General features: G+C 63.7%; 24 protein-coding genes. All 24 read left to right on the top strand.

Annotation, left to right across the window (positions count from 1 at the left end; translation table 11 throughout):
• Positions 1-86: 86 nt before the first annotated feature.
• The gene (locus H9638_RS09240) at positions 87-5,396 is read left to right on the top strand and encodes a hypothetical protein (RefSeq protein WP_191746916.1); all 5,310 of its coding nucleotides are present in this window, start codon (positions 87-89) and stop codon (positions 5,394-5,396) included.
• Between the two features lie 32 nt (positions 5,397-5,428).
• Positions 5,429-5,560, top strand: a complete 132-nt coding sequence (locus H9638_RS16960; protein ID WP_263599469.1) for a hypothetical protein — start codon at positions 5,429-5,431, stop codon at positions 5,558-5,560.
• 538 nt (positions 5,561-6,098) lie between these two features.
• Positions 6,099-6,407 carry a 30S ribosomal protein S10 gene (gene rpsJ / locus H9638_RS09245; protein WP_003803825.1) on the top strand — a complete coding sequence of 103 codons (309 nt, stop codon included), beginning with the start codon at positions 6,099-6,101 and terminating at the stop codon, positions 6,405-6,407.
• A gap of 16 nt (positions 6,408-6,423) precedes the next feature.
• Entirely contained in the window at positions 6,424-7,080 is a 657-nt protein-coding gene (rplC, locus tag H9638_RS09250) for a 50S ribosomal protein L3 (RefSeq protein WP_191746917.1), read from the top strand.
• Between the two features lie 4 nt (positions 7,081-7,084).
• Complete coding sequence (gene rplD / locus H9638_RS09255) at positions 7,085-7,699, top strand: 50S ribosomal protein L4 (RefSeq protein WP_191746918.1); 615 nt, start codon at positions 7,085-7,087, stop codon at positions 7,697-7,699.
• Positions 7,696-8,001: a 50S ribosomal protein L23 gene (rplW, locus tag H9638_RS09260; protein ID WP_066295939.1), complete on the top strand. Its 306-nt coding sequence runs from the start codon at positions 7,696-7,698 to the stop codon at positions 7,999-8,001. Before rplD ends, rplW begins: the two co-directional genes overlap by 4 nt.
• 30 nt (positions 8,002-8,031) lie before the next feature.
• Positions 8,032-8,871, top strand: a complete 840-nt coding sequence (gene rplB / locus H9638_RS09265) for a 50S ribosomal protein L2 (protein ID WP_066295936.1) — start codon at positions 8,032-8,034, stop codon at positions 8,869-8,871.
• A gap of 12 nt (positions 8,872-8,883) precedes the next feature.
• Entirely contained in the window at positions 8,884-9,165 is a 282-nt protein-coding gene (gene rpsS, locus H9638_RS09270) for a 30S ribosomal protein S19 (RefSeq protein WP_191746919.1), read from the top strand.
• A gap of 38 nt (positions 9,166-9,203) precedes the next feature.
• Positions 9,204-9,569: a 50S ribosomal protein L22 gene (rplV, locus tag H9638_RS09275; RefSeq protein WP_066295929.1), complete on the top strand. Its 366-nt coding sequence runs from the start codon at positions 9,204-9,206 to the stop codon at positions 9,567-9,569.
• The gene (gene rpsC, locus H9638_RS09280) at positions 9,570-10,409 is read left to right on the top strand and encodes a 30S ribosomal protein S3 (protein WP_191746920.1); all 840 of its coding nucleotides are present in this window, start codon (positions 9,570-9,572) and stop codon (positions 10,407-10,409) included. It abuts the gene before it with no gap.
• Complete coding sequence (gene rplP, locus H9638_RS09285; protein WP_055239353.1) at positions 10,410-10,826, top strand: 50S ribosomal protein L16; 417 nt, start codon at positions 10,410-10,412, stop codon at positions 10,824-10,826.
• Between the two features lie 2 nt (positions 10,827-10,828).
• Positions 10,829-11,149 carry a 50S ribosomal protein L29 gene (gene rpmC, locus H9638_RS09290; RefSeq protein WP_066295918.1) on the top strand — a complete coding sequence of 107 codons (321 nt, stop codon included), beginning with the start codon at positions 10,829-10,831 and terminating at the stop codon, positions 11,147-11,149.
• Complete coding sequence (rpsQ, locus tag H9638_RS09295; RefSeq protein ID WP_191746921.1) at positions 11,146-11,451, top strand: 30S ribosomal protein S17; 306 nt, start codon at positions 11,146-11,148, stop codon at positions 11,449-11,451. The genes rpmC and rpsQ overlap by 4 nt, the downstream gene beginning before the upstream one ends.
• A gap of 375 nt (positions 11,452-11,826) precedes the next feature.
• On the top strand, positions 11,827-12,195 hold the full coding sequence (rplN, locus tag H9638_RS09300; protein WP_055239356.1) for a 50S ribosomal protein L14: 369 nt from the start codon (positions 11,827-11,829) through the stop codon (positions 12,193-12,195).
• A 3-nt stretch (positions 12,196-12,198) separates the two neighbouring features.
• The gene (gene rplX, locus H9638_RS09305; RefSeq protein WP_191746922.1) at positions 12,199-12,558 is read left to right on the top strand and encodes a 50S ribosomal protein L24; all 360 of its coding nucleotides are present in this window, start codon (positions 12,199-12,201) and stop codon (positions 12,556-12,558) included.
• The gene (gene rplE, locus H9638_RS09310) at positions 12,558-13,127 is read left to right on the top strand and encodes a 50S ribosomal protein L5 (protein ID WP_066295909.1); all 570 of its coding nucleotides are present in this window, start codon (positions 12,558-12,560) and stop codon (positions 13,125-13,127) included. The genes rplX and rplE overlap by 1 nt, the downstream gene beginning before the upstream one ends.
• 83 nt (positions 13,128-13,210) lie before the next feature.
• Positions 13,211-13,609, top strand: coding sequence for a 30S ribosomal protein S8 (gene rpsH / locus H9638_RS09315; protein ID WP_066295906.1), 399 nt, complete (start codon positions 13,211-13,213; stop codon positions 13,607-13,609).
• Between the two features lie 18 nt (positions 13,610-13,627).
• On the top strand, positions 13,628-14,164 hold the full coding sequence (rplF, locus tag H9638_RS09320; protein WP_191746923.1) for a 50S ribosomal protein L6: 537 nt from the start codon (positions 13,628-13,630) through the stop codon (positions 14,162-14,164).
• Positions 14,165-14,166: 2 nt separating this feature from the next.
• Entirely contained in the window at positions 14,167-14,550 is a 384-nt protein-coding gene (gene rplR, locus H9638_RS09325) for a 50S ribosomal protein L18 (protein WP_191746924.1), read from the top strand.
• Between the two features lie 29 nt (positions 14,551-14,579).
• Positions 14,580-15,254: a 30S ribosomal protein S5 gene (gene rpsE / locus H9638_RS09330; protein WP_191746925.1), complete on the top strand. Its 675-nt coding sequence runs from the start codon at positions 14,580-14,582 to the stop codon at positions 15,252-15,254.
• A complete protein-coding gene (rpmD, locus tag H9638_RS09335; protein ID WP_191746926.1) occupies positions 15,254-15,466 on the top strand; it encodes a 50S ribosomal protein L30 in 213 nt (70 codons plus the stop codon). The genes rpsE and rpmD overlap by 1 nt, the downstream gene beginning before the upstream one ends.
• A 1-nt stretch (position 15,467) precedes the next feature.
• Positions 15,468-15,923 (top strand): 50S ribosomal protein L15, encoded by a 456-nt coding sequence (gene rplO, locus H9638_RS09340; RefSeq protein WP_191746927.1) that lies wholly within the window; start codon positions 15,468-15,470, stop codon positions 15,921-15,923.
• Between the two features lie 271 nt (positions 15,924-16,194).
• On the top strand, positions 16,195-17,508 hold the full coding sequence (gene secY, locus H9638_RS09345) for a preprotein translocase subunit SecY (RefSeq protein WP_191746928.1): 1,314 nt from the start codon (positions 16,195-16,197) through the stop codon (positions 17,506-17,508).
• The gene (locus H9638_RS09350; protein ID WP_191746929.1) at positions 17,505-18,077 is read left to right on the top strand and encodes an adenylate kinase; all 573 of its coding nucleotides are present in this window, start codon (positions 17,505-17,507) and stop codon (positions 18,075-18,077) included. Before secY ends, H9638_RS09350 begins: the two co-directional genes overlap by 4 nt.
• The last annotated feature ends 12 nt before the right edge of the window (positions 18,078-18,089 follow it).

Here is an 18,089-nt window from a genome sequence, read left to right on the forward strand (position 1 = left end):
CAGGGTGGGATTGGAGGTCCGCGGACCGAGCCTGCGCGCCTAGGATGGTGGTCAGGACCGACGGATAGAGGGGAAAGCGGCAGGTCATGGGGGAATTCATCTTATTTTTGGCTGTCGCAGCGGCCGGGTTCACGGTTGGGCGTTTTTCCACGCGGAAGGGCGCAGCCACCAGGAACGGAACCGGGTATGGCCCCAATGTTCCCCATCCCGCACAGATTTTCGAAGAGGGCTACCAGGCAGGCCTGGTGGATGCGGCCGCCGTCCACCGCAGCACTGCTGCAGCCGGGGCGGGTTACACCATGTCCCAAGGGCTCACCAAGTCTCAGGAGCACGCCAGGTCTCAGGGTTATACCCAGCCGCAGGGGTACACCCAACCGCAGGGGTACACCCAACCACAGGGCAACGCCGGTCTTCACCCTGCGCCGCCTCAGTCAGGCCGGGCACCAGCTCCCGCTCCCGCGGCCTTCGTTTCCCAGCCGCCTGCTCCTCCGGTCTTCGAACGGCCGGCTGCACCGGCTCCCGCTCCGTCCGTTCCGGCTCCGCGGAATGTGCCTGCTCTGCCGAACGTCACTGCTTCGCGGAATGTGCCGGCTCCGCCGCCAACACGCCCGGCGCAGCCCCACAGCCCCCGGCCTCCGGAACCGCCCCGGGCCAGGACCGAAGCCGAGCTGGCGGCTGACAAACGGCGCCGGGACCTGCGCAACATCAACATCACCCTGTACTCCGCGAGCCTGCTGCTCGTGGCGGCGGCTGCGCTGTTTATTGGCATCTCGATCCCCGAAGAGGCACGGTTTGCCGGGATTGTGCTCCTGACTGGGCTGTTCTATTCCTCCGGTCTGGTGATCCATTCACGCCGGAAGAACCTGCGGCCCGCAGCCGTTGCGTTCACCGGCACCGGACTGGCATTGATACCGGTTGTTGGTCTGGCGCTCCACAATTTCATCCTCCACGATGCCGCTCTTGCCTGGCTGGTGACCTCACTGCTGGGAACCGCTGCCTTCGCCTACGCCGCTGCCCGGCTGGACAGCCGGGTTGTCACCTACCTGGCCCTGACTTTCCTGCTGTCTGCGGCGCTCGCCTCCGGGGCAGCGGTCCGCTCGGGAATCGTCTGGTACTTCGTCTTTACCGTTCTCCTCGCCACGCTGATGAGCCTTGCCGCGGTCCGCAGGCCAGGCTGGCTGAAGAACGTTTATCTCGACGCCTTTGTGCAGGCTCACCGGTACCTCGTCCCGGCCACCGCTGTGGCTGCTGTCCTGACCTCCCCGGACCTTGGACCGGGCTCCTTGGCTGTCCTGTTCCTGGCCATGGCCGGGTACTACGCCGTGCTGCTCTGGCAAGGCCCCGCAGCCCAGGTGCTGGTCCACAGCTACGGGGTCCGCGCCGGAGCCACCACCGGACTGGTGGCAGCAGCCCACTACTTCTTCGATTCAGTACCGGTGACGCTCTTCGCTGCGGCGGCATTGCTCGGTGTGCAGGCCGCAGGGCTCTTCGCCCTGGAGCGCCGGTATGCCGCAGCCGTCTCAACTGCCACGCGCCAGGACGTTCCAGGCCGCGGTACTCCGGCAGATGCCCAGGCCGCTGCCGCTGGATCAGCTGCGGGTTTCATCCCACCGGCGGGCACCGGCGGCCCCGCACCTGCGTCCGGCGGCCCTGCGCCTGCGTCTACGCCCGGCGGCGGAACGTCTGGCGGCCCCGCACCTGCATCCGGCGGCCCCGCATCTGCATCCGCTGGATTCCGGTCCGCTGACCCAACGGCACCTTTGGCCGGCCGCTGGTTCCTCGCGGACACTGCCACTGTGCTGGGACTGCAGTTCCTGGCAGGCTTCGTTGCAGCTCTGGTGTTCGGCTACGACCTCCGGAGCGGGAACGGCAATCTGCCGGCCTACGCCGCTTCCGTGATCCTCATACATCTCACGCTCTGCTTTGCCGCCTGGAAGTTCCGGGGTGCTGCGGAGACCGCCGCAGCCGCTGCCCTGCTGCTCGGTGTCCTTCCCCGCTTCTTGAGCGGGCAGGCCCCGCTGTGGCCGCTGCTGCTGGTTCTGGGAATGCTCACCGGCTACCTGGCGCTGCGTGCCGTCCGCGCCGCCGGAGAGGAACAGAAATCATTTGTACTGGCGGCGCGCTGGGCGGGAATCGTGCTGGTCCCGCTCGTCCTCTACACCGTCCTGGAGACACGGGCCTCCGCGGAGGCATGGACCTGGACGCTGGCCGGCGGATTTGCGGCAGCCGCGGGGAACCAGGCCGTTTCTGCTCTGTTCCGGGCAGCGGCGCGGAAAGAGAAATTCCCGAACGGTGAACTTGCCTTCTCGATTAGTGCCGGCATTGTGCTGGCACTGTCCCTGCGGCTGGCGGAAGCACCCGCAGCCGTCCTGACCGTGACTGCTCTGTGGGTCCTGGTCAGCGTCAACGTCCTGTCCTCCCTGCTGCGCCGCCCGGAAGCAGCCGCAGCCGCACCTGCAGCCTTCGGCGCTGCGGCCCTGCTCGGAGCCGGCACTCTGGGGCTGACGGGATATGAACTGCTTACGGCAGCGGCGCTTGGCTATTGCGCCCTTCAGGTGCTGCGGTTCGCACCGCACTCGGTGCGCGCGTGGTACCTGGCGGCGGGTCAGGTCCTGCTCACACTGCTCACCGCGCTCGTGGCCGCCGATCTGGGCCTCAGCGTGCATGGAATCTTCATCGCCACAGCGCTTTCGCTGGCAGCACAGCATGTTTTGCGCATCGTGCTCCGCCGCCGGCTCACAGCTGTAGGCCTGGGAGAGGCGCTGAACCGGGGAACCCTGCTGGCGCAGGCAGTCCTTCCGCTGGCTTACTACGCGCTTCTCGGCATGGAAGCCGCTGCGGATACCGGAACAGTGCTGCTGCTCATTGCTGCCGGCAGCGCTGTCACCACACAGACAGTCTCGGCCTTCGCGCTCAAACGGACCGCGGCGCCCGGGCCGGTGCTCATCCGAGGTATAACCGAAGCCGCGGCTCTGGCGCTGCTGCTCATGCTGGGAATCCGCCTGGCCGATGCACCGGGGACGGCGTTGGCGCTCGCCGGACTGTGGGCGGCATTTGGAGCGAATGCACTGACTGCCGTCCTGCACCGCGGCACCCGGCTGGCCCTGGCAGCCCCGGCCGGGTTCGTTGCAGCCGCCCTGATCGGTGCAGGCCTGCTGGGAATGCGCGGGTACCAGCTCCTCTTTGCTGCCGCCCTTGCCTACTGCGTGGTGCTGGTCCGGGATCGGGGCAACGCGTTCCGCGGAGCGTATCTGGCGGGAGCGCAGGGGCTGGGCGCCCTCCTCGCAGGGCTGTTGGCCGCGGACCTGACGGGGCAGGTCAGCGGGTTCTTCGTTGCACTGGCAGCAGCCTTCACAGCAGCGCAGGTCCTGCGGACGGTGTTCCACCGGCAGCTGGAACCACTGGGTCTGGCGGAACCTTCCCGGTGGGGAGGGTTGCTGGTACTCGCGCTCCTTCCCGTCCTCTACCCGGCGGCGTCCGGTCCGGTGGATGCTGGAGTGCTTCTTTTCCTTATCCTGATGGCAGCCGCAACCGCCTTGTTCACCCAGCTGTCCACCGCGGCCGGTATCCGGACGGGAACACCGCTGCCCAATGCTGCCGCCCTGACAGTCACCGCTGCCGTGGCGGTGCTGGCAGGGGTGTTTGCTGCCCGGTATGTGGAACACCCGCAGAGCGGCTGGACCCTGGCGCTGATCTGGGCCGCACTCGGCGTGAACGTGGCCACCTCGCTGCTGCTGCGTCCGGGCCGGTGGGAAGCAGCTGCGGCTGCGGGATTCGCGGCGGCCGCCCTGGCCGGAGCGGGTGTTTTGGGGCTGCGGGGCTATGAACTCCTGCTCCTGCTGGCGGCGGTCTACGGCGGATACCTCGTGACGCGGCGCAACCAGCCGAACCGTGGACACTACCTGCTGGGTGTGCAGGTTCTGGCTGCCTTCCTGGCCGGTGTTATCGCCGCAGATGCCGGAGCCGGAGTGCACGGGGTGTTTGCTGCCGGGGCGTCGGTCCTGGCCCTGGCCCAGGGGGCGCGCGCCGGTCTGGAGCCCCGGCTGGCGGGCCTCGGCTCCGCCGCCGCTGCCCAATGGACAACGATGGCTGCGCTGGCACTCTGCCCGGTTTTCTACACGGGGTACGCATGGGTGACCGGGCCGGGGGCACAGCGGGATGTTATGGCACTGCTGCTGGTGCTGCTCCTGGCTGTGGCAGCAGCCGGATTCGCCCGCTGGCGGGCAGCCGCTTTCCTCTACCCGGCGGTCTACGCCCTCGGAACCCTGCCCCTGCTCCTGACCGCGCTGGTGCGCTTCAGCGGCGGGGGTGTGCTGCCGGGCCCGGTCCTGGGGGTCCCGGCGGCCGGTTTCCTGCTGATAGCCCTCGGAGCCGCAGCCCTCACCGGCGAAGCACGGCCAGCGGTTGCCCGGCCGGTCCGTACCGCACTCCTCAGCGCTGCCGTGGCTTACCCGGCAGCTGCGCTGCTCATGGCAACCGCGAAAGACAGCCTGATGCTGACGGCGCTCTCACTCGCCGCGCTCGCAGCTGTCTTCCTGACCGTTTCCTACACGCGGGCGCGGATTTGGCTGGCGGCCGGTGTGCCGCCGCTGCTCTGCCTGGCGGCGCTGGCCGCGGTCGGGGAATTCCAGCGCTCCCTTCTGAGCACTCCGATGCCTCACGGCTACGAATACTTGTGGCCCGTCTGGACCGCTGCACTCCTGCTTCAGGCGCTGCGTATGTTCATTTCCCTGGCTGACGGTGTGCCCGGGACGCAGCTGCGCTCCCGGATTATGGGTGTGGCTTCTGCCTTCGTCCTGGTTGCCGGGGCTGTACCGGCGATGGGGGAGTGGAACCACGCCGGCCTCGCCGGATCTCTGACGCTGCTGGCCGCCCTTGGGCTCGCCGTCCGGGAAGCCCCGGCCGAGCTGCGGGAAGCGGCGGCGCAGGCAGCTGTTCTCCCGGCCGCCCTCGCCGTTCAGCGGATGGGCTGGTACTTCTTCCCCGTCGATGCCTTCTGGTCGGTGCAGTACTGGGCGGTCATCCTGGCCGGTCTGGCCGCGTGGGAGTATCTGCGTAAGCGGGACTCCCGGGGTACGGTCCTGCTCGGCGCCTCGGCTGTGATTCTTTCCGGCAGCGGCCTGACAACCATCGGGTCCGGAGGCGCCGGCGATCAGCTGTGGGCACTGGTGGCGCACGCGGGGCTGCTCGCCTTCGGCCTCCTCGCCAGCCGCAGGCTGTTCACCATCTGGGGCGCCGCGGGCGTCGCACTGGCGGTGCTCTGGTACCTGCGCGGGTACACTTTCCTGCTCCTGGCACTCCTGGCGGCCGGATTGATTGTCCTCGCCATCTGGCGGCTGACACGTGTCCGAAGTGAACCGGAGGAAGCCCGCGAAAAGGAAGAGATCCGGTCCTGACACCACCGGAGGTCCTCCGCTAGGCTCGGTGCATGGAATTTCTTATCCTGCTGATCGTTGCCGCAGCCATCGTGGGCGGCTTCGTGTGGAGCCGCCGGCACTTTTCCCATGAGATCGACCGGGCTAAGCGGATCCGGCGGGCTAACCGGGAGGACCGTCCCTGACCGGAGAATCCGGTACGGTGCTCTCCTGCCAGGTTCGTCCCGCCGGGCCGGTTGTTTTCCGGCCGCGCGGGTGCCTGGTCTAGAATGAAGAAAACAGCGCGCTGTGCCGACGGGTATCCCGCAGGCATGCGCGGTCATCTGCTGGCCGTCAGGCTGGGAACCCGGAGCTGATTCGCGTTCCCAGGCCCGATCTGGCAGACTAGAGAAGTTGTTCAAGCGCTTTTGTGCCCGCACGCGCTGAGCAGGCCGGTTAAACCCGGCACTGTGTGCGTGTTGAGATTGCGTCCCGGTCAGGATAATGCCTGACGCAGGGTCCGGTCCTTCAGGGGAAAAGCCCATATATGACCCGCCCCCATTCTTGTACGGGTGTTGCCAGTTTCGAATCTGCGACACGCCCGAGCGCGGGGGTCGGAGCCTCGGCAGGTTGAGGAACCCGGAGCTTCCGGATTCAGCTTGTTGGAGGAGCGCCGGGGCCAACATGGCCGCCAGGGGCAAAAACTGTACAGAGAGCAATACTCGAAGAAAGAGGCACGACGCCATGGCGGGACAAAAAATCCGCATCCGGCTGAAGTCGTATGACCACGAGGTCATTGACGTATCAGCACGGAAGATCGTTGAGACGGTCACGCGTGCAGGCGCAACGGTAGTAGGCCCCGTGCCGCTGCCCACGGAAAAGAACGTGTACTGCGTTATCCGTTCGCCGCACAAGTACAAGGACAGCCGCGAGCACTTTGAAATGCGCACGCACAAGCGTCTGATCGACATCATTGACCCCACGCCTAAGGCCGTTGACTCGCTGATGCGTCTTGACCTGCCTGCAGACGTGAACATCGAAATCAAGCTGTAGGGGGGAGCAGATACTTATGTCTTCTTCACTTACCCGCCAGGTTAAGGGCCTCCTGGGCACCAAGCTGGGCATGACCCAGGTCTGGGACGAGAACAACAAGCTCATCCCCGTCACCGTGGTCCAGGCTGATTCCAACGTCATCACCCAGCTGCGCGACGCTGCGAAAGACGGCTACACCGCCGTTCAGATCGGCTACGGCCAGATCGATCCCCGCAAGGTCACCAAGCCGCTGGCCGGCCACTTCGAGAAGGCCGGCGTTACGCCGCGCCGCCACGTTGTTGAGCTGCGCACCGCTGACGCCGACACTTACGAGCTGGGCCAGGAACTCTCTGTTGAGATGTTCGAAGCCGGCCAGAAGGTCGATGTCACCGGAACCTCCAAGGGCAAGGGCTTTGCCGGTGTCATGAAGCGTCACGGCTTCCACGGCGTCGGTGCATCCCACGGTGCCCACAAGAACCACCGCAAGCCCGGCTCGATTGGTGGCGCATCCACCCCCGGCCGCGTCTTCAAGGGTCTTCGGATGGCCGGCCGCATGGGCGCCGTCCGTCACACCACGATGAACCTCACCATCCACGCCGTGGATGTTGAGAAGTCGCTGCTGCTGATCAAGGGTGCCGTCCCCGGCGCCCGCGGCCAGGTCGTCCTCGTACGCACCGCCGTGAAGGGAGCTTAGTCTCATGGCTAACGAAACCACTGTTGAATTCCCCGCAGCGATCTTCGACGTTCAGACGAACGTACCGCTGCTGCACCAGGTTGTTGTGGCACAGCTTGCCGCCGCTCGCCAGGGCACGCACAAGACGAAGACCCGCGCAGAGGTTAGCGGTGCAGGCCGCAAGCCGTTCAAGCAGAAGGGTACCGGCCGCGCCCGTCAGGGCTCGATCCGTGCTCCTCACATGACCGGTGGCGGCGTTGTCCACGGACCGACGCCCCGCGACTACAGCCAGCGCACCCCCAAGAAGATGATTGCCGCCGCACTGCGCGGAGCACTCTCTGACCGGGCACGCAACGGCCGCATCCACGTGCTGGAATCCCTGGTTGCCGGCGACACGCCGTCGACCAAGGCCGCACGCGAAGCGCTGCGTTCACTTTCCGACCGCAAGAACATGCTCGTTGTTATCGAGCGCGCCAACGATGTTGCTGCACTCTCGGTGCGCAACCTCTCTGCTGTTCACGTGATCTATGTAGATCAGCTGAACACCTACGACGTGCTCGTTGCTGACGACGTGGTCTTCACCAAGGCTGCCTACGACGAGTTCGTTGGCAAGAACACTGTCAAGGAGGACGCCAAGTGAGCGCGACCACCGCTAAGGATCCGCGCGACGTAGTGCTTGCACCCGTCGTCTCGGAAAAGAGCTACGGCCTGATCGACGAAGGTAAGTACACCTTCCTGGTCGACCCCCGCTCGAACAAGACCGAGATCAAGCTGGCCGTGGAGAAGATTTTCTCCGTCAAGGTCGACTCGATCAACACCATCAACCGTGCCGGTAAGCGCAAGCGGACCAAGTTCGGATGGGGACAGCGCAAGAGCACCAAGCGCGCGATTGTCACCCTGAAGGACGGCACAATCGACATCTTCGGCGGTCCGCTCAGCTAGAGCGGAGACCACTTTAACGAGGAATAAATAATGGGAATCCGTAAATACAAGCCGACTACCCCGGGCCGTCGCGGCTCGAGCGTAGCCGACTTCACCGAAATCACGCGGTCAACGCCGGAAAAGTCGTTGGTTCGCCCGCTCCCGAAAAAGGGCGGCCGTAACAACACCGGTAAGATCACGACCAGGCACAAGGGTGGCGGACACAAGCGCCAGTACCGCCTGATCGACTTCCGCCGGCATGACAAGGACGGCGTCGACGCCCGCGTTGCAGAGATCGAATACGATCCGAACCGCACCGCCCGCATCGCGCTCCTGCACTATGTTGATGGCACCAAGCGTTACATCATCGCGCCGAACAAGCTCAAGCAGGGCGACTTCGTAGAGGCCGGCGCCGGGGCTGACATCAAGCCCGGCAACAACCTGCCGCTGCGCAACATCCCCGTGGGTACCACCATCCACGCCGTTGAACTGCGTCCGGGCGGCGGTGCCAAGATGGCCCGCTCCGCCGGTGCTTCTGTTCAGCTGGTTGCCAAGGAAGGCCGCTTCGCACAGCTGCGTCTGCCCTCCGGCGAAATCCGCAACGTTGACGTTCGCTGCCGCGCAACCGTCGGCGAGGTTGGTAACGCCGAGCAGTCCAACATCAACTGGGGCAAGGCCGGCCGCATGCGCTGGAAGGGCGTTCGCCCGACCGTCCGCGGTGTCGCCATGAACCCCGTTGACCACCCGCATGGTGGTGGTGAAGGCAAGACCTCCGGTGGACGCCACCCGGTCAACCCGAATGGTAAGCGCGAAGGCCGTACCCGCCGCCCCAATAAAGAGAGCGACAAGCTTATTGTGCGTCGCCGTCGTTCCGGCAAGAACAAGCGATAGGAGCCTGGAAACATGCCACGCAGCCTGAAGAAAGGCCCCTTCGTCGACCAGCACCTGTTCCTTAAGGTGCAGGCCGAAAACGAAAAGGGCACCAAGAACGTCATCAAGACGTGGTCCCGCCGCTCGATGATCGTCCCCGACATGCTCGGGCACACGATCGCCGTGCACGACGGACGCAAGCACATTCCGGTGTTTGTCACCGAGTCGATGGTCGGGCACAAGCTCGGCGAATTCGCTCTGACGCGGACATTCCGCGGCCATGTGAAGGACGACCGCAAGGGCAAGCGCCGCTAGGCGCTGCTCTTTCGGCAGAAGACGAGAGAAGGAAAGCAATGGAAGCCAAGGCAATTGCGCGTCATATCCGCGTAACGCCTATGAAGGCCCGGCGCGTCGTCAACCTTGTTCGTGGCAAGCAAGCGAATGAGGCTCTGGCAATTCTGAAGTTTGCCCCCCAGGCAGCTTCGGAGCCGGTATTCAAGGTAGTTCAGTCGGCTATGGCCAACGCACGTGTCCTCGCGGACCGTGACGGCGTGGCCTTCGACGAAGGTGACCTCTACATCAGCGAAGCATTCGTTGACGAAGGACCCACCATGAAGCGGTTCCAGCCGCGTGCCCAGGGCCGCGCCTACCGCATCAACAAGCGGACCAGCCACGTCACCGTGGTTGTCGCAACCCCGAAGAACGAGGAGGACCGTTAAGTGGGACAGAAGGTAAACCCGCACGGGTTCCGACTCGGCATCACCACTGACCACGTTTCGCACTGGTTTGCTGACAGCAACAAGCCGGGCCAGCGTTACAAGGACTTCGTCCGCGAGGACATCAAGATCCGTCAGCTGATGTCCACCGGCATGGACCGCGCCGGCATCGCCAAGGTTGAGATCGAGCGCACCCGCGACCGTGTCCGTGTGGATATCCACACCGCACGTCCGGGCATCGTCATCGGCCGCCGCGGCGCCGAAGCAGACCGCATCCGCGGCGAGCTCGAAAAGCTCACCGGCAAGCAGGTTCAGCTGAACATCCTCGAGGTCAAGAACCCCGAGATGGAAGCACAGCTTGTTGCCCAGGGTGTTGCTGAGCAGCTCTCTTCCCGCGTGGCTTTCCGCCGTGCGATGAAGAAGGCCATCCAGTCCGCACAGCGTGCAGGCGCAAAGGGTATCCGTATCCAGTGCTCCGGCCGTCTGGGCGGCGCTGAAATGAGCCGTTCCGAGTTCTACCGCGAAGGCCGTGTGCCCCTGCACACCCTCCGCGCGAACATCGACTACGGCTTCTTCGAAGCAAAGACCACCTTCGGCCGCATCGGCGTGAAGGTCTGGATCTACAAGGGCGACGTCACTTCCAAGGAACTGGCTGCACAGCAGGCTGCTGCACCGTCCCGTGGACGTTCCAACGACCGTCCGGGCCGTGGCCCGGCCGATCGCGGAGACCGTGGAGGCGACCGTCGTCGTCGTAACGACCGTGGCGACAAGGCCGCCGCGCCTGCTGCAGAGGCTCCGGCCGCTGAGGCAGCTGCCCCCGCAGCAGAAGGAGGACAGGCTTAAATGCTTATCCCACGTCGAGTCAAGTACCGCAAGCAGCACCACCCGGGTCGTTCCGGCGCTGCAACCGGTGGCACCGCTGTCAGCTTTGGTGAGTGGGGTATCCAGGCGCTTACGCCTGCATACGTAACCAACCGCCAGATTGAAGCTGCACGTATTGCCATGACGCGCCACATCAAGCGCGGCGGCAAGGTCTGGATCAACATTTACCCGGACCGTCCGCTGACGAAGAAGCCTGCCGAAACCCGCATGGGTTCCGGTAAGGGTTCGCCTGAGTGGTGGGTTGCAAACGTCAAGCCGGGGCGGGTTCTGTTCGAACTCTCCGGTGTTTCCGAAGAGGTAGCTCGCGAGGCCCTGCGCCTGGCGATCCATAAGCTGCCGTTGAAGGCACGCATTGTGCGTCGCGAGGGTGGTGAATAGCAATGGCTATCGGTTCAAAGGAACTTGCAACTGATCAGCTGGACGGGTTCGACAACGAGCGTCTCGTTGAAGAACTTCGTAAGGCTAAGGAGGAGCTGTTCAACCTCCGCTTCCAGTCCGCCACCGGGCAGTTGGAAAACAACGGCCGCCTTCGCGCCGTGAAGCGCGACATCGCCCGCATCTACACGGTGCTGCGCGAGCGCGAGCTGGGAATTCGTCCCGAGGCAGTGGCTCCCGTTGAGGAAGCCGCTCCCGAGAAGAAGAAGTCCAAGAAGAAGGCTGCCGAGTCCGAAGCGACGGTTGCCGAGGATGATGCCAAATGAGCGAAAACAAGAATGAGGCAGCAGTGACAAACGACGCAAACGGCGCCGATGCCCGCGGGTACCGGAAGACCGCTCGCGGCTACGTGGTCTCGGACAAGATGGATAAGACCATCGTTGTTGAGGTCGAAGACCGCGTGAAGCACGCGCTTTACGGCAAGGTTCTTCGCCGCACGTCCAAGCGCAAGGCCCATGACGAGTCGAACTCGGCCGGCATTGGCGACCTGGTGCTGATCACCGAAACCCGGCCGCTGTCCGCTACCAAGCGGTGGCGCCTGGTCGAGATCATCGAAAAGGCCAAGTAGTCTCCAAGCTGCAAAGCAAAAACAGGCCGGACAGTGTGCCGGCGGGAGCAGCACCAGCTGCCCCTGCCGGCACACGGGCGCCGTCCAAAGCGTCAGGGCCCCGGCCGCGATATCATCCGATTTCGTTTCCGGGGCCTTTTCGCGATAAACTTGAAATCTTGTCTGTGCGGTGCGGAAGCATGTCCTCTTTCGGACGCCCTTTCTCACCGCCGAATAAGACAAAAGCCCGATAATCTTGTTCAGCATGGTGCTGCGGCTTGCGCTGCAGAGCGGCCCGTCTTTGGGCCGGTGCTGAGTACCAGTATTACGGGGTCCACCCATATCCGTTCCGCAAGGCTCAACTACTGAGAACCGGCGCGACGACAGGAGTACTAAGTGATTCAGCAGGAGTCGCGACTGAAGGTCGCCGACAACACGGGTGCCAAGGAAATCTTGACCATCCGCGTTCTCGGTGGATCCGGCCGTCGCTACGCAGGCATTGGCGACACCATTGTTGCCACCGTCAAGGACGCAATCCCCGGCGGCAACGTCAAGAAGGGCGATGTGGTTAAGGCCGTCATCGTCCGCACCAAGAAGGAACGCCGCCGCCAGGACGGTTCCTACATCAAGTTCGATGAGAACGCTGCAGTGATCTTGAAGAATGACGGAGACCCCCGCGGTACCCGTATCTTCGGCCCGGTCGGCCGCGAGCTTCGCGACAAGAAGTTCATGAAGATCATTTCGCTTGCTCCGGAGGTGCTGTAGACCATGGCAAAGATTAAGAAGGGTGACCTGGTTCAGGTCATCACCGGTGCCAAGGCTGAGCGCGGCGGAGACCGCGGTAAGCAGGGCAAGGTCCTGAAGGTTTTCCCCGAGACCAACCGTGTCCTCGTCGAGGGCATCAACCGCGTCACCAAGCACACCAAGGTTGGCCAGTCCTCCCGCGGTTCCAAGACCGGCGGCATCGAGGTTGTTGAAGCCCCGATCCACGTTTCCAACGTGGCCGTCGTGGATCCCGAGACGAAGAAGCCTACCCGCGTTGGCTACCGCACCGAAACCGTCACGAAGGACGGCCGGACCCGCACCGTGCGCATCCGCGTCGCCAAGGGCTCTGGGAAGGACCTCTAATGACTGAGACCGTCACCAAGATCGTTCCCCGTCTGAAGACCCGCTACGCAGCGGAGATCAAGAAGACTCTGCAGGACGAGTTCAACTACGCAAACGTCAACCAGGTTCCGCGCCTCGTCAAGGTCGTCGTGAACATGGGTGTTGGAGATGCCGCCAAGGACTCCAAGCTCATTGACGGTGCTGTGCGCGACCTGACCGCGATCACCGGCCAGAAGCCGCAGATCACCAAGGCACGCAAGTCGATCGCACAGTTCAAGCTGCGCGAAGGCATGCCGATCGGTGCGCACGCAACACTGCGCGGCGACCGCATGTGGGAATTCGTGGATCGCCTGGTCACCCTGGCACTTCCGCGTATCCGCGACTTCCGCGGCCTGAGCGGCAAGCAGTTCGACGGCAACGGCAACTACACGTTCGGTCTGACCGAACAGTCGATGTTCCACGAAATCGATCAGGACAAGATCGACCGCGTACGCGGCATGGACATCACCGTGGTCACCACCGCCAAGACCGATGACGAGGGACGCGCGCTGCTCAAGGCGCTCGGCTTCCCGTTCAAATCCGAAGATTAATTACTACGTAAAAGGTCTGTTGTGCGCCACCGGTAAAGCCGCGGCTGCAGCAGAAACCGTTACGAGGGAGGGCTAGAGCCCACATGACAATGACAGATCCTGTCGCAGACATGCTTACGCGTCTGCGCAATGCAAACTCGGCATACCACGATTCCGTGTCCATGCCTTACAGCAAGCTCAAGGCACGCGTTGCCGACATCCTGAAGGCCGAGGGCTACATCGCCGGCTGGAAGGAAGAAGAGGCTGAGGTTGGCAAGACGCTGACCCTGGACCTCAAGTTCGGTCCGAACCGTGAGCGCTCCATCGCCGGCATCCGCCGCATCTCCAAGCCCGGCCTGCGTGTATACGCAAAGTCCACCAACCTGCCCCGCGTGCTCGGTGGCCTGGGTATCGCCATCCTGTCGACGTCGTCAGGTCTCCTGACCGACCGCCAGGCCGCCAAGAAGGGTGTGGGTGGGGAAGTCCTCGCCTACGTCTGGTAGCAGGGAAGGGAAAGAAAAATGTCACGTATTGGACGTCTGCCCATCTCTGTCCCCGCCGGAGTCGACGTTGCCGTTGATGGCAACAACGTTACGGTCAAGGGTGCCAAGGGAGAGCTGAGCCACGTTGTGCCCAGCCCGATCACGGTTTCCCTGGACGAGAACACCATCACCGTCGCCCGCCCCAATGACGAGCGCGAATCCCGTTCCCTCCACGGCCTGACCCGCACCCTGATCAGCAACATGATCACCGGTGTGACCGAAGGCTACAAGAAGGACCTGGAAATCGTTGGCACCGGTTACCGTGTGCAGGCCAAGGGCTCGGACCTCGAGTTCGCCCTCGGCTACAGCCACCCGGTTTCCGTGAAGGCTCCGGAGGGCATCACGCTCACCGTCACGGGCCCCACGAAGCTCACTGTTTCCGGCATTGACAAGCAGCAGGTGGGCGAGGTTTCCGCCAACATCCGCAAGCTGCGCAAGCCTGACCCCTACAAGGGCAAGGGCATTCGTTACGCCGGCGAGATTGTCCGCCGCAAGGTCGGAAAGGCTGGTAAGTAATCATGGCCATCAGCATTAATAAGAAGCGCAATTCCAAGAGCAAGTCCGCTTCCCGGAGCCGCCGCCAGCTGCGGATCCGCAAGCGCATTGCCGGCACCGCGGCCCGTCCGCGCCTGGTCGTCAACCGCTCTGCCCGCCACGTATTCGTCCAGGTTGTCGATGACAGCCGCGGCGTGACCGTTGCATCCGCGTCGACCATGGAAGCAGATCTGCGCTCCATGGAGGCCGATAAGACTGCCAAGTCGAAGCGCGTCGGCGAGCTCGTTGCCGAACGTGCCAAGGCTGCCGGCGTCGAAGCCGTTGTGTTCGACCGCGGCGGCAACCGCTACCACGGCCGCATCGCGGCTGTCGCAGACGGCGCACGCGAAGGTGGGCTGGCACTGTGACCGAGGTTAACAAGGAAAAGGAAAATCAGGTGACTGAAGCTACATCTGCTGAGGCAACTGAGACCAAGGAAACCGCTGCCGCAGGCACCGACGACCGCCGCGGCGGACGCCGGGGCGAGCAGCGCTCCGACCGTGGAGGCCGTGACCGCGGCGGACGCGGCGGACGCGACGGCGGACGTAATGATGACAAGGACAAGTTCATTGAACGCGTCGTGACCATCAACCGCGTCGCCAAGGTTGTCAAGGGTGGTCGGCGCTTCAGCTTCACCGCCCTGGTTGTTGTCGGTGACGGCAACGGCATGGTCGGCGTTGGCTACGGCAAGGCAAAGGAAGTTCCCTCGGCTATCGCCAAGGCAGTCGAGGAAGCGAAGAAGTCCTTCTTCCGCGTTCCCCGCATTGCCGGCACCGTCCCGCACCTGGTGCAGGGCGAGGCAGCTGCTGGAGTTGTCCTGCTGCGTCCGGCTTCCCCGGGTACCGGCGTTATCGCCGGTGGTCCGGTCCGCGCCATCCTCGAGTGCGCCGGTATCCACGACGTGCTTTCCAAGTCGCTGGGTTCCTCCAACGCGATCAACATCGTGCACGCCACGGTTGACGCACTGAAGCGCCTCGAAGAGCCCCAGGCAGTGGCAGCCCGCCGCGGCCTGCCGCTGGACGAAGTTGCTCCGGCAGCGATGATCCGCAACATGCAGAAGGCAGGTGCCTGATGACTACTCCGAAGCGCGTTGCCGTCAGCTCGGCACAGCTGGAAATCACTCAGATTAAGTCCACCATCGGTGGTAAGCAGAATCAGCGCGACACGCTGCGTTCACTCGGTCTCAAGCGCATCGGCCACACGGTCGTACGCAGCGCTGATGCCGTGACCGTTGGCATGATCAACACGGTTCCGCACCTCGTGAAGGTTGAGGAGGCGAAGTAACATGGCCGAAGAAAACAAAGCTCTGAAGGTCCACCACCTGCGTCCCGCACCGGGTGCCAAGACGGCTAAGACCCGTGTTGGCCGCGGTGAAGGTTCCAAGGGTAAGACGGCAGGCCGCGGTACCAAGGGTACGGCTGCCCGCTACCAGGTCAAGGCCGGTTTCGCAGGCGGGCAGCTTCCGCTGCACATGCGCCTGCCGAAGCTGCGCGGCTTCAAGAACCCGTTCAAGGTTGAATTCCAGGTTGTAAACCTGGACAAGATCTCCGAACTGTTCCCCGAAGGCGGTGAGGTCACCGTTGAGGCCCTCGTTGCCAAGGGTGCCGTGCGCAAGAACCAGCCTGTCAAGGTTCTGGGCACCGGCGACATCACCGTCAAGGTTGATGTGAAGGCCGATGCCTTCTCCGCCAGCGCCGCAGAAAAGATCGCTGCAGCAGGCGGATCGGTTACGGCGCTCTAAAGCACCGTGACGGGAACGCATAATCTCCGTTACCGGTGCCCGGTTCGTCCGGGCACCGGGGCGGGTTATGCACTCCTTCTGCTGACCACTTAGCTCCCGGTGGGCCGCGCGAGCGGCGCACCGGGAGCTAAGTGTTTTTAACACGTCGGCAATCCCCGGTAACAGCTGTTGGTGCCGTTAACACAACAGCGGGTTTGAGCGGATAGACTCAGTTTCTGTCACCAGTCCCGCCGGGACTCATTCACACTTCAGGATTACTTCAGGAGGACGCTTGCTTAGCGCTATTGGCCGGGCTTTCCGGACGCCAGACCTGCGACGCAAGCTGTTGTTTACGCTGGGAATCATCACTATTTTCCGCATGGGTGCGTTTATCCCGGCCCCTGGTGTTGACTACGGCAATGTGCAGCAGTGCTTGGCTCTTGGTGCCACCACAGGTGGCCTGTATGAGTTCGTGAACCTCTTCAGCGGCGGTGCCCTGCTGCAGGTCTCAGTCTTCGCCCTCGGCATCATGCCGTACATCACCGCGAGCATCATCGTTCAGCTGCTCCGCGTCGTGATCCCGCACTTCCAGGCCCTCCATGAAGAAGGCCAGCAGGGGCAGTCCACGCTGACGCAGTACACGCGCTACCTCACCATTGCGCTGGGACTGCTGAACGCGACCACTGTTGTTTCCCTGGCCCGCTCCGGCGCGCTGTTCAACAACATGTGCGCCGTGCCGATCATCCCCGATGACAGCATCATGACCATCCTCCTGCTCATCATCACCCTGACGGCCGGCACCGGTCTGATCATGTGGATGGGCGAGCTGGTGACGGAAAAGGGCGTCGGCAACGGCATGTCCCTGCTCATCTTCACCTCGATCGTCGCGAGTTTCCCCAGCGCCCTCGGCGCTATCCTCTCGGCCCAGGGCTGGACCGTTTTCCTCGGCGTGATTGCGATCGGCATCGTCACCGTTGCCCTGGTGATCTTCGTTGAACAGTCCCAGCGCCGTGTCCCGGTCCAGTACGCCAAGCGCATGGTCGGACGGCGCACTGTTGGGGGAACCAACACCTACATCCCGATCAAGGTCAACATGGCCGGCGTGATCCCCGTGATCTTTGCGTCCTCCATGCTCTACCTGCCCTCGCTGCTGGCCCAGTTCAATACTCCATCCGACGGCACAGCTCCGCCGGAATGGGTGGTCTGGATCAACAACTACCTGACATCGGGCGACCACCCTCTCTACATGGCCGTGTACTTCCTCATGATCGTGTTCTTCACGTATTTCTACGTCTCGATCACGTTCAACCCCGAAGAAGTCTCGGAGAACATGAAGAAGTACGGCGGATTCATTCCCGGCATCCGTGCCGGCCGCCCCACCGCCGAATACCTGCAGTACGTGCTTTCCCGCATTACCCTGCCCGGCGCCCTCTATTTGGGCCTTGTTGCCCTCATTCCGCTGATTGCCCTGGTGCTGGTCGGGGCAAACCAGAACTTCCCGTTCGGCGGAACCTCGATCCTCATCATGGTTGGTGTGGGTCTCGAGACGGTCAAACAAATTGACGCACAGCTTCAGCAACGTCACTACGAAGGGTTATTGCGATGACACGACTGCTCATTATCGGGCCTCCCGGCGCCGGCAAGGGAACACAGGCCGCCCGGATCTCGGACCGCCTCGGAATCGCAGCCATCTCCACGGGTGACATCTTCCGGTCCAACGTGAAGAACCTGACGCCCCTGGGTGTCGAGGCCAAGAAGTACATCGACGCCGGCAACTTTGTTCCCGACGAGGTCACGAACAATATGGTCCGGTCACGCCTGAAGGAAGACGACGTCGCCGAAGGCTTCCTGCTCGACGGTTACCCGCGCACCACCGCACAGGTGGATGAACTCGATGACATCCTGGCCTCCGGCAACCAGAAGCTCGACGCTGTCCTGCTGCTGACCGCCGACGACGAGGAACTCGTGTCGCGCCTGCTGAAGCGGGCGGAAATCGAAGGCCGCGCCGACGACAATGAAGAAGTCATCCGCCACCGTCTCGAGCTCTACAAGCAGCAGACGGCCGACGTCGTCGCCCGGTATGAGGAGCGCGGCATTGTCACCCGCGTCAACGGCCTGGGCGACATCGACGAAGTCACCGAGCGCGTGATGCAGGCGCTCAAGGACCACAGCTAAAGATAGAAGGCG

The organism is Arthrobacter pullicola (genome assembly GCF_014836875.1).
Taxonomy (GTDB): domain Bacteria; phylum Actinomycetota; class Actinomycetes; order Actinomycetales; family Micrococcaceae; genus Arthrobacter_B; species Arthrobacter_B pullicola.